Source organism: Streptomyces sp. NPDC002057 (assembly GCF_040296665.1).
Taxonomy (GTDB): domain Bacteria; phylum Actinomycetota; class Actinomycetes; order Streptomycetales; family Streptomycetaceae; genus Streptomyces.
Genome location: NZ_JBEOXR010000042.1, coordinates 65,183 through 76,763 on the forward strand (window position 1 = coordinate 65,183; position 11,581 = coordinate 76,763).

At 73.4% G+C, this 11,581-nt stretch carries 8 protein-coding genes; 5 read left to right on the plus strand and 3 right to left on the minus strand.

The features are described 5' to 3' along the window. Positions 1-197 precede the first annotated feature (197 nt). The 5 genes from ABT129_RS27335 (at position 198) to ABT129_RS27355 (ending at position 6,456) form a co-directional block, all read left to right on the plus strand. On the plus strand, positions 198-1,490 hold the full coding sequence (locus ABT129_RS27335) for a family 2 encapsulin nanocompartment cargo protein terpene cyclase (protein WP_351906894.1): 1,293 nt from the start codon (positions 198-200) through the stop codon (positions 1,488-1,490). A 3-nt stretch (positions 1,491-1,493) separates the two neighbouring features. Beyond that, positions 1,494-2,390, plus strand: a complete 897-nt coding sequence (locus ABT129_RS27340; protein WP_351906896.1) for a geranyl diphosphate 2-C-methyltransferase — start codon at positions 1,494-1,496, stop codon at positions 2,388-2,390. 381 nt (positions 2,391-2,771) lie between these two features. After that, positions 2,772-3,914 carry a S1 family peptidase gene (locus tag ABT129_RS27345; RefSeq protein ID WP_351906898.1) on the plus strand — a complete coding sequence of 381 codons (1,143 nt, stop codon included), beginning with the start codon at positions 2,772-2,774 and terminating at the stop codon, positions 3,912-3,914. A gap of 138 nt (positions 3,915-4,052) precedes the next feature. Further along, positions 4,053-5,117 (plus strand): chitinase, encoded by a 1,065-nt coding sequence (locus ABT129_RS27350; RefSeq protein ID WP_351906900.1) that lies wholly within the window; start codon positions 4,053-4,055, stop codon positions 5,115-5,117. 454 nt (positions 5,118-5,571) lie between these two features. Then, complete coding sequence (locus ABT129_RS27355) at positions 5,572-6,456, plus strand: DUF1684 domain-containing protein (protein WP_351906902.1); 885 nt, start codon at positions 5,572-5,574, stop codon at positions 6,454-6,456. Positions 6,457-6,531: 75 nt separating this feature from the next. Here ABT129_RS27355 and katG read toward each other — a convergent pair whose 3' ends face one another. The 3 genes from katG to ABT129_RS27370 form a co-directional block, all read right to left on the minus strand. Beyond that, positions 6,532-8,721 (minus strand): catalase/peroxidase HPI, encoded by a 2,190-nt coding sequence (gene katG, locus ABT129_RS27360; RefSeq protein WP_351906904.1) that lies wholly within the window; start codon positions 8,719-8,721, stop codon positions 6,532-6,534. 256 nt (positions 8,722-8,977) lie between these two features. After that, positions 8,978-10,633 (minus strand): DUF4139 domain-containing protein, encoded by a 1,656-nt coding sequence (locus ABT129_RS27365; RefSeq protein ID WP_351906906.1) that lies wholly within the window; start codon positions 10,631-10,633, stop codon positions 8,978-8,980. Positions 10,634-10,641: 8 nt separating this feature from the next. Next, positions 10,642-11,581 (minus strand): DUF4139 domain-containing protein (locus tag ABT129_RS27370; protein ID WP_351906908.1); only part of this gene is annotated, 940 nt, incomplete at its 5' end.

An 11,581-nucleotide genomic window follows, 5' to 3' on the forward strand; every position in this document is an offset into this window, starting at 1 on the left:
ACGCTCCGCGTCGACTCCCTCCTCCGCCTTGCGAGCGCACGCACCGGGCTCCGCTCCCTGATCCGGCCCGACCTGAAGGGCAGGCCCCGGAGGAGCTGTCCGCCGGCCGTCACGGAGGCCGCGACAGACCGGTTCCCCCGGGCCGGCCGAGCGGGCCCGGGACCCGGACAGACCACCCCCTCACCAAGGAGCCACGGATGCCCGAACCCGGGCCTTCCCCTCTGCAGTCGAGCCTGCCCACCGCCGCCACCCACTTCGGGGCCCACGTCCTCGCCCGGGCCGCGGCGGGGGCGGCCCCCGCCGACACGACCGCGGCCGCCGCCGAAGCGGTCGTCCCGCCACCTGCCCCCGAAGCGGTCGTCGCGCCACCCGCCACCGAAGCGGTCGTCGCGCCCCCCGCCACCGACCTGGGGCGCCTGCTGCGCGGCCCCACCGGGCTGGGCACCGCGGGCCTCTCCCTGGCCCGTCGCGCGGCGCTGCCGGAGCCTCCGGTGCCCGCCGCGCCCGTCGAGGGACACCCGGTCCCGGGCCTCTACTTCCACCCCGTCCCCGAACCCGACCCCGTACGGGTCGACGAGGTCAGCCGCAGGATCAAGGCCTGGGCCCTCGACGAGGTCCAGCTCTACCCCGACGACTGGGAGGGCGAGTTCGACGGCTTCTCCGTCGGGCGCTACATGGTCGCCTGCCACCCGGACGCGCCGACCGTCGAGCACCTGATGGTCGCCACCCGCCTGATGGTCGCCGAGAACGCCGTCGACGACTGCTACTGCGAGGACCACGGCGGCTCGCCCATCGGCCTCGGCGGACGTCTCCTCCTCGCCCACACCGCCCTCGACCCGCTGCACACCACGAAGGAGTACGACCCCGGGTGGGCGGAGTCGCTCCACTCGGACGCCCCCCGGCGCGCCTACCGGTCCGCCATGGAGTACTTCACCGAGCGGGCGACCCCCTCACAGGCCGACCGGTTCCGGCACGACATGGCGCGGCTGCACCTGGGGTACCTGGCGGAGGCGGCCTGGTCCGAGACGGACCACGTGCCGGAGGTGTGGGAGTACCTGGCGATGCGGCAGTTCAACAACTTCCGCCCCTGCCCCACCATCACCGACACCGTCGGCGGCTACGAACTCCCGGCGGACCTGCACGCCCAGCCGGCCATGCAGCGCGTCCTCGCGCTCGCCGGGAACGCCACCACCCTCGTGAACGACCTGTACTCGTACACGAAGGAGCTCGCCACCCCCGGCAAGCACCTGAACCTGCCCGTGGTGATCGCCGAGCGGGAGGGCGTCTCCGACCGCGAGGGCTACCTCAAGGCGGTCGAGGTCCACAACGACCTCATGCGCGACTTCGAGGCCGAGGCCGCCGCCCTCGCCGCCGCCTGCCCCGTCCCGAGCGTGCTGCGCTTCCTGCGGGGAGTCGCCGTCTGGGTCGACGGCAACCACTACTGGCACCAGACCAACACCTACCGCTACAGCCTGCCCGATTTCTGGTAAGAAATGGAATTATCTGTGACCAGCACCGAGTTCTCCCCCGTCAACGTCGCCTCCACCTTCGTTCCCTCCCCGGCGACGCCCTACCAGGGGGACATCGCCCGCTACTGGAACAACGAGGCCAGGCCCGTCAACCTGCGCCTGGGTGACGTCGACGGGCTCTACCACCACCACTACGGCATCGGCGACATCGACCACGCCGCCCTCGGCGACACCGCGGACAGCGCGTACGAGAAGAAGCTGATCGCCGAGCTGCACCGCCTGGAGTCCGCGCAGGCCGAGGTGCTCCTCGACAACCTCGGCACCATCGGGCGCGACGACACGCTCGTGGACGCCGGCTGCGGCCGGGGCGGTTCGATGGTGATGGCCCACCAGCGCTTCGGCTGCAAGGTCGAGGGCGTCACCCTCTCGGCCAAGCAGGCCGACTTCGGCAACCAGCGCGCCAGGGAACTCGGCATCGACGACCACGTCCGCGCCCGCGTGTGCAACATGCTCGACATGCCCTTCGAGACCGGGCAGGCCGCGGGCTCGTGGAACAACGAGTCGAGCATGTACGTCGACCTCCACGACCTCTTCGCCGAGCACTCCCGCGTCCTCGCGGTCGGCGGCCGCTACGTGACCATCACGGGCTGCTGGAACCCGCGTTACGGCCAGCCCTCGAAGTGGGTCTCCCAGATCAACGCCCACTTCGAGTGCAACATCCACTCGCGCCGGGAGTACCTGCGGGCGATGGCCGACAACCGGCTCGTGCCGCAGGCCGTCATCGACCTGACGCCCGACACCCTGCCGTACTGGGAGCTGCGCGCCACCTCGTCCCTGGTGACCGGCATCGAGGAGGCGTTCATCAACTCCTACAAGGACGGCTCCTTCCAGTACGTCCTGATCGCGGCCGACCGGGTCTGAGCCCGGGCGGGCACGGATCGCCCGCCGCCGAACGAGGTCCGAGGGGCCGGGTCCGTCGTCCGACGGGCCCGGCCCTTCCGGCTGCACCGGGCGCGATCCCTCGCCGGTCGGGCGGCCGAGGGGCGAGCCGGCGGCGGAGGCGTCACCCGCACCGTCGGAGTCCACCACGGGAGCGCGGGGCGACACGGCCGGTGCGTGGTGGAGGCCGTCGGCGGTCAGCACGTCCGCGCCCTCGGCCCCCGGAGGGCGCCGGATCGCGGCGGATCGGCGCGGCCGGATCCGAGTGGGTGGTATGGACCTGACAAGTCTGTGTCGCTAACGTGGCTCGGGCACTCGTCTGAGAGCGCTCTCAGCGCCTGCTCCCCCCACTAGGAGGCACCTGTGAAACGCACATCCGCCCTGCGCGCCGCCGCCGCGGCCCTCCTGCTCACCGTCGGTCTCGCCGCAGCCCAGGCCGCCCCCGCGAGCGCCCGCCCCGCCGACGCGCCGCCCGTCGCCTCCGCCGGTCTCCTCGACGCCCTGCGCCAGGACCTCGGGCTCACCGCCGCCGACGCCGAACGGCGGCTCGCGGCCGAACGCGCCGCGGCCCGCGTGGAGTCGGAGGCGAAGAAGGCGGCCGGCGGCTCGTACGGCGGCGCGTGGTTCGACGCGGACACCGGACGGCTCGTCGTCGGCCTCACCGACCGCGACGAGGAGGCGGAGGTCCGCTCGCTCGGCGCGGACACCCGGCTCGTGCGGCACAGCGCCGGCGCGCTCGACCGCGCCAAGGCCCGGCTCGACGCCGGCTCGGCCCCGGCGGGCGTCGCCGGCTGGCACGTCGACCCCCGCTCCAACAGCGTCGTCGTCACCGTCGTCCGCGCCGACCGGAACCGGCCCGCGGTGCGCGCCTTCGTCGACCGGGCCCGCGAGGCGGGTCCCGTCACCGTCGCGGAGGCGGCGACCGCACCCCGTACCTACGCCGCCGGAACCGTCGGCGGCGACCCGTACTACACCGGCAACGTGCGCTGTTCCATCGGCTTCTCCGTGCACGGCGGCTTCGTCACCGCCGGGCACTGCGGCGGCGCCGGGGCGGCCGTACGGGGCTGGGACGGGTCGGCCATGGGCACCTTCCAGGGCTCCTCGTTCCCCGGCAACGACTACGCGTACGTGAGCATCCACAGCGGCTGGTGGACGGTGCCGGTCGTGCTCGGCTGGGGGGTGACCTCCGACCGGCTCGTCCGGGGATCCGCCGAGGCGCCCGTCGGCGCGTCCATCTGCCGCTCCGGCTCCACGACGAAGTGGCACTGCGGCACGGTCCTGGCCAAGAACGAGACGGTCAACTACAGCCAGGGCGCCGTGCACCAGATGACGAAGACCAGTGTGTGCGCGGAGGGCGGTGACTCCGGCGGTGCCTTCATCAGCGGGGACCAGGCCCAGGGCGTCACCTCCGGCGGCTGGGGCAACTGCTCCTCCGGCGGCGAGACCTGGTTCCAGCCGGTGAACGAGATCCTCGGGCGCTACGGGCTGACGCTCCACACGGCCTGATCCCTGGCGGTGGCGTGGGGGAGGGTGTCAACCAGCCTTGTGCGCAAGGGTGGTTGACGAAAGGTCTGGACCAACCTACGGTCTGCTGGAGCGCGCGCCATGCCCAGGACCATCCCCCCCACGTCCCCAGGAGCACGCATGCCAGGCTCTCGCATCGCCCGCGTCCTCGGAGCGGGTCTCGCCGCCCTGCTCGCGGCCGCCGCCCTCACCGCCCCCGCCACCGCGGCCCCGGCCGCCCCGGCCGCCGACACCTGCGCCCTCAAGCCGAAGCCCGCCGGCAAGGTGCTCCAGGGGTACTGGGAGAACTGGGACGGCGCGGCCAACGGCGTCCACCCGCCCTTCGGCTGGGCGCCCATCGACGACCCGCGCTTCGCCGCCCACGGCTACAACGTCGTCAACGCCGCCTTCCCGGTGATCCGTTCCGACGGGACGGTGCTGTGGGAGGACGGCATGGACAACACCGTCCGGGTCTCCACCCCGGCGCAGATGTGCAACGCCAAGGCGGCCGGAGCGACCCTCCTGCTGTCGATCGGCGGCGCCGCCGCCGGCATCGACCTGAGCTCCCGCGCCGTGGCCGACCGGTTCGTCGCGACCGTCGTCCCGATCCTGCGGAAGTACAACTTCGACGGGATCGACATCGACATCGAGACGGGCCTGGTCGGCAGCGGCAGCATCGGAACCCTCTCCGCCTCGCAGGCCAACCTCGTGCACATCATCGACGGCGTCCTCGCCCGCATGCCGGCCGGCTTCGGACTGACGATGGCGCCGGAGACCGCGTACGTCACCGGCGGCAGCGTGGCCTACGGCTCGATCTGGGGCGCGTACCTCCCCATCGTCAAGAAGTACGCGGACAACGGGCGCCTGTGGTGGCTCAACATGCAGTACTACAACGGCAGCATGTACGGCTGCTCGGGTGACTCCTACTCCGCCGGGACGGTCGCCGGGTTCGTCGCGCAGACCGACTGTCTGAACCGGGGCCTGGTCATCCAGGGCACCACCATCCGGGTCCCGTACGACAAGCAGGTCCCCGGCCTCCCCGCCCAGCCGGGAGCGGGCGGCGGCCACATGGCACCGTCGCTCGTGGCCCAGGCGTGGAACCACTACGGCGGGGCGCTCAAGGGCCTCATGACCTGGTCCGCGAACTGGGACGCCTCGAAGGGCTGGACGTTCGGCGACAACGTCAAGGCCCTCCAGGGCCGCTAGTCCCGGTCCTCCGGATCATGCCGGGCCCGCGGGCCCTCGCGCCGGACGGGCCTGGACCCGTCCGGCGCGAGGGCGCCGGACGGGTACCCGGAAGACCGCCCGCGGCTCTCCCGCCGACCGCGCGCCGACCGTGCCCCGTGCCCCGGGCCGGGTATCCCGCACCGGGGATCCCTGGCCCGGAGCACGGGAGTTGTGCTTTGCTTGCCGCATGACCCTGCTCGTGATGCGCCGCCACGTGGACTACGTGCGCGTCACGACCACGGCCTGTTCCGGCTGACACCGAGGCCCTCGTCCCGGTGTCCGGCCGCTCTTCCGCGCCGGCGCCCCCGTCACCCCCCCCTGAGCGCCACGCTCCGGCGGACCCGTTCACGGCTCCGTCCGGTCCGGGCGTGACGGCGCGAGGCCTCCTGCCGCAGCCAGCACACGATCCGCGCACCCGACAGCAGGAGCACCCATGAGCGTTCGCGACGTCCCCGACGCCCTCGCGACCGGCACCGACCTCCCCGAGAACCCCGACCTCCCCGACAGCCCGGACGCGGACGCCTTCGCCGCGGAGTGGGAGGAATGGCACCGGGGCAAGGACGCCCGTCTCGCCTCCGAGCACGGCTTCCTCGCCATCACCAGCCTGAACTGGCTCACCGACGAGCCGCAGCGCTTCCCCGACGTCCCCGGGGCCTGGGCGACCGGACCCGACGGCGTCACGGTCGAGCTCGACGAGGGGGCGGAACTCGTCGTCGACGGCACCGCGGTCAGCGGGCGGTACGCCTTCGGGGACATCCCCGAGCGCGGTGGGGTCGACGCCGTCTGGGGGGACACCGTGATCGAGGTCGCCAAGCGCGGCGGCCACGACATCGTCCGGCCCCGGCACCCCGACCATCCGCTCCGCGCCGACTTCGCCGGAACGCCCGCGTACGCCCCCGATCCGCGCTGGGTGGTCCCCGGCCGGTACGAGCCCTTCGACGAGCCGCGTCCGACGACGGTCGGCGCCAGCGTCGAGGGGCTGCGGCACGTCTACGACGCGCCGGGCCGGATCACCTTCCGGCTCGACGGCCGCGACCTGAGCCTCACCGTGTTCAACGGCCACGCGCCCGGCAGCTTCACGGTGCTGTTCACCGACGCGACCTCGGGCGTCACCACGTACGCGGCCAACCGCAACCTCTCGGTCGCCGTACCCGGACCCGACGGCGCGGTGGTGCTCGACTTCAACCGCGCCACCAACCTGCCCTGCGCGTACACCGACTTCGCGACCTGCCCGCTGCCGCCGGCCGAGAACCGGCTCCCCCTCGCGGTCGAGGCCGGGGAGAAGACCCCCCACGAGCGTGAGCCCGTCACCACCTGACGGACCCGGCCCGCACGCGCGGGCCGGGACCAGCGGCCCCGGCCGGCCGGTGGACGGCCGGCCGGGGCACCGGGATCAGGCGAGGTCGAACCGGTCGAGGTTCATCACCTTGTCCCACGCCGCCACGAAGTCCCGCACGAACTTCGCTCCCGCGTCCCGGGAGGCGTAGACCTCCGAGAGGGCACGGAGCTGGGAGTGCGAACCGAAGACGAGATCGGCGGCGGTGGCCGTCCACCGGACCTCGCCCGTGACGCGGTCCCGGCCCTCGTACACGTTCTCGCCCTCGGTCGCCGTCCTCCACTCCGTGCCCATGTCGAGCAGGTTCACGAAGAAGTCGGTCGTCAGGGTCTCCGGGCGGTCCGTGAAGACGCCGTGCCGGGACCCCTTGAAGCCGGTGCCGAGGGCCCGCATCCCGCCGATCAGGACCGTCATCTCGGGAGCCGTGAGCGTCAGCAGGTTGGCGCGGTCCAGGAGAAGGGTCTCCGGCGAGAGCTTCTCCCCGGCCGGGAGGTAGCCGCGGAAGCCGTCCGCGCGGGGTTCGAGCACGGCGAACGACTCCACGTCGGTCTGCTCCTGCGAGGCGTCCGTGCGCCCCGGCGAGAAGGGCACGGTGATGTCGTGCCCGGCGTTCCTCGCGGCCTGCTCGACGGCCGCGCAGCCGCCGAGGACGATCAGGTCGGCGAGCGAGACCCGCACCCCGCCGCCCCGGGAGTCGTCGAACTCCCGCCGGATCCGGTCGAGGGCCTCCACCGTCCCGGCCACCTCGGGAACGGCGTTGACCTCCCAGTCCTTCTGCGGGGCCAGCCGGATCCGGGCCCCGTTGGCCCCGCCGCGCCTGTCGGTGCCCCGGAAGCTCGCCGCCGCCGCCCACGCGGTGGTGACCAGCTGGGAGACGGAGAGGCCCGAGGCGAGGATCCGGCCCTTGAGGTCCGCGACGTCCGCGGCCCCGACCAGCTCGTGATCGACCGCGGGGACGGGGTCCTGCCAGAGCTGCGGCTCGGGGATCCACGGGCCGAGGTAGCGTGACACGGGTCCCATGTCGCGGTGCAGCAGCTTGTACCAGGCCCTGGCGAAGGCGTCGGCGAGCTTCTCCGGGTTCTCGTGGAAGCGCTTCGCGATCGGCCCGTACACCGGGTCCAGCTTCAGGGCGAGGTCCGTCGTCAGCATGATCGGGGCGTGCCGCTTCGACGGGTCGTGGGCGTCCGGAACCGTGTCCTGGGCCGAGGCGTCCGTGGGGGTCCACTGCTGAGCCCCGGCCGGGCTGGTCGTCAGCTCCCAGTCGTACCGGAACAGGTTGTCCAGGAACCCGTTGTCCCACCGCGTCGGCGCGGAGGTCCACGCGCCCTCCAGACCGCTGGTGAGGGCGTCGGCGCCCTTGCCGCTGCCGCACGTGTTCCGCCAGCCGAGCGCCTGCTGCTCGATGGGGGCGGCCTCGGGCTCCGGACCGACGCACGAGGGATCGACCGCGCCGTGGCACTTGCCGAAGGTGTGGCCGCCGATGATGAGCGCGGCCGTCTCCTCGTCGTTCATCGCCATGCGCCCGAACGTCTCACGAATGTCGCGGGCCGCGGCGATCGGGTCCGGATTTCCGTTGGGGCCTTCCGGATTGACGTAGATCAGGCCCATCTGCACGGCGCCGAAAGGACCGGTGAGATCCCGGTCGCCGCTGTATCGCTCGTCTCCGAGCCAGGTGTCCTCGGGTCCCCAGAAAACCTGCTCCGGCTCCCAGATGTCCTCGCGCCCGAATCCGAATCCGAACGTCTTGAACCCCATGGATTCCATGGCGCAGTTACCGGCGAAAACCAGAAGATCGGCCCAGGAGATCTTCTGTCCGTACTTCTGCTTCACGGGCCAGAGCAGACGGCGCGCCTTGTCGAGACTCGCGTTGTCCGGCCAGCTGTTGAGCGGGGCGAAACGCTGCGCGCCCGAGCCGCCGCCGCCCCTGCCGTCCTCGATGCGGTACGTCCCCGCCGCGTGCCAGCTCATCCGGATGAAGAGCGGCCCGTAGTGGCCGTAGTCCGCGGGCCACCACTCCTGCGACGCCGTCATCACCTCGAAGACGTCCCGCTTCAGCGCCTCGACGTCGAGGGTCGCGAACTCCGCCGCGTAGTCGAAGTCCGCGTCCAGGGGGTCGGCCTGCGGCGAATTCTGGTGGAGGACCTGGAGGTCCAGCTGATTCGGCCACCAGTCCTCGTTCGTCCTGGGGCGGGTCGACGTGGGTTCCGGGGCGGGGATTGCCGGGTTCTCGCTGTCGCTGGCGGACACGTCCGTCCTTCTTCCTGTCGCGGTGTTTCCTCTGCCGGCCGCCTGCTCGTGACACGTCTGCTTTTCTGTTGTCGATTCTTCCGTCGTCGAGCACGGCGACTTCGCGTCCGTATGGTCGCGCACGGCGGACCGCACCGCGGAGAGAACACGCAGGGCGTCGAAGGACAACGAGGAATCGGAAAGCGGAAAGTCCCCGGGAGGGGAGGATCCGAACACGACCGCCCGGGCCGCGACACCCGGGCGGATCACACCACCGTCAGAGCCCGGCCACCTTGGAACTCGCCGACAGCTCGTACACGAGGGTGACCGTGCGCCGCCCGCCGGGCGGAAGGGTGACGTCCCAGCGGACGATCCCCTCGGCGTCGACCGCGTCGGGCACCGGGGAGCAGGCCTCCTCGCGCAGGCGTACCTCCACCGCCGCGACCTCGGAGACCGGGATCCGCTCGCGGAGGACGACCACCCGGTCGCCGAGCTCGCCGGGGGCGGAGAACCGGGACACGCGCAGCCGGACCGTGCGGGTGACCACCGTCCGCTGTGTGATCCCCGTGGTGTCGCGCGACTCCTCGGTCTCACGGACGACCCGGTGGTCGTCGCGGCTGCCGAACGCCAGCTCGACCGGGGCCCTCGGGGTGGTGAACTCCACTGTGCCGCGACCGCTGAAGCCGCTGCCGCGGATCAGGTCCACGGGCCCGGCGAGCAGCGCGTGGCCCGACCGGTTGTCGAACCGCACCACCTGCGTGACCAGCGGGGACACCTCGGGCGAGGAGGCGTACTCGCTGCTCGCCGCCGTGGTGAACACGGAGAGCGGCACCCGGTGGGCGCGGCCGTCCGAGGGCACGGAGACCGGAGCGGGGGAGTGCAGCACCCGCGCCTCGCCGCCGTCGTCCACCCCGGGCAGACCGAGCACCGGAGCCGGGCCGAGGTCCCCGATCTCCTCCTCGCGCAGTTCGACGTCGACCGTGCGGCGTTCCGCCGCCGTCCGGTCCTTGAGCGTCAGCCGGTCCTCGCCCAGCGACGGCGGTTCGGTGGCCAGCGCCGACCGGGCCGTGGACAGCGTCAGCCGCACACCGGACCAGTCCTCGCCGGTGCGCTGCCAGACCATCGCCTCCGTCTCCAGCGTCACCGAGTGCTCCGGTGTCACGGAGCTCCCCGGCGTCCCGGAGTCCCCGTCGAGCAGGGCCCGGTAGGCGGGGCGCCACAGCGCGCACGGCACGAGGTGGGACAGCCGCAGCTCGACCGGCCCGGCGACCGCGGCCTCCACGGTCAGCTCGATGTGGCCGAGCAGCTCGGCGGGTTCCTCCTCGGCGAGGTCCATGGCCCTGTGGACGTCGCCGAGTTCGGCCCCGAGGGCGGCCGACCTGGCCTCCACCGCACGGAGCCGCTCGCCGAACGCGTCGCGTTCGGCGTCCACCCGGTCCAGTGCGGCGGACCAGCGCGGCCCCTCGGACTCCCCGTGCCCGACGCCCTCGCCGATCTCCCGCAGCAGATCGGCGGCGAGACCACCGAGCAGGTCCAGGCGGGCGCGCAGCCGGTCGCGCCGCCGCTCCAGATCGAGCCGCTCCTCCTCCAGGGCGTGGGCACGCCGGCGCAGGGCGGAGTCGTCGTCGGACGGCCGGGGGCCGCGCGGCACCCAGTCGCGGACGATCCGTACGTCGAGCACGGTGGCCGGGTGACCGGCCGTCAGCTCGGCGTGCAGCGTGCGGTCGACGGCCAGCGCGCTGACCGGGCCGAGGCGCAGCTTCTGGACGCCGGCCGCCAGGTCGAGGGTGACGGCCCGCTCGACGTGGGCGCGGTCCTCCAGGCAGGTGACGGCGGTGACGGGAGCGGCCGTGACCGGGACGGGCGGGACGGGGGCGGCCGCCCCCGGACCGGCGGCCGCGGGGACGGCGATCTTCTTCGAGGCCGTGGACATGGGGTCTCTCAGCTCCTGCGGTTGCCGCCGACCAGGGCTTTGCCGGCCGGGATGCGGATCTCGTAGCTTCCGTCGAGGGCGGCGGTGCCACCTGCCGGAAGGTCCACCCGCCAGACGCGGGTGCCCGGCGCGTGCCGCTCGGACCCGGCGCCGTTCTCCGGGGCCGTCCAGCCGGCCCGCTCCTCGATGCGGACGTCCGGATCGGAGGTGACCGGCACCCGCTCGCGGACCTCGACGGTGGCGGGCCGCGCGAGGCCGTTGGCCAGCTCCACGTGGACCTGGTGGTCGAGCACGGCGATGTTGTTGCGCAGCCCCGCCGTCGACTCGCGCAGGTTCACGCGGCGGGTGACACGGATCCCCTCGGCGGGGCCGAGCCCCACCCGGCGCACACCACCGGGGGCGAGCGTGGGCAGCGCGGCCGTCAGCAGGAAGTCGTCGTCGACGGTGACCTCGACCGGACCGGCCAGGAGGGCCTGGTCGGTGGCGTTGGACAGCACGAGCGTCGCGTACACGGTCTGCTCCACGGACGGCACGCAGAGGTACTCGGTGCGCAGACCGACCGGGATCTCGGTGACGGTGACGGTGTGCCAGGTGCCGTCGGAGGGGACGTCGGCGCGGGCGGCGGCGTCGAAGCGGTGGTCGAAGGAGCCCGCCGACTCCCGGGGCCGTACGGCGTGCCCGGGCAGCGGCAGCGAGGCCACCGCCTCGGCGCGGCGGCGGTACTCGCCGGTCCCTCCGTCGAAGGACGTCGCGGGGAACAGCCGTCCCCTGCGACCGCCGGGCTCGTCGGGGCCGGACAGGACCAGCGCGGCGTAGTCGAGCTCGGCGCCGCTGGGCCGCGGAGGGCCGGGCGGCGGAGGCGGCGGGGGCGGCACGGCGGCGCCGGGAGGCGCGGGAGCGGCGGGTGCCATGGCGGCGGGCGCCACGGGGGCCGGCGGCCCCGCCAGG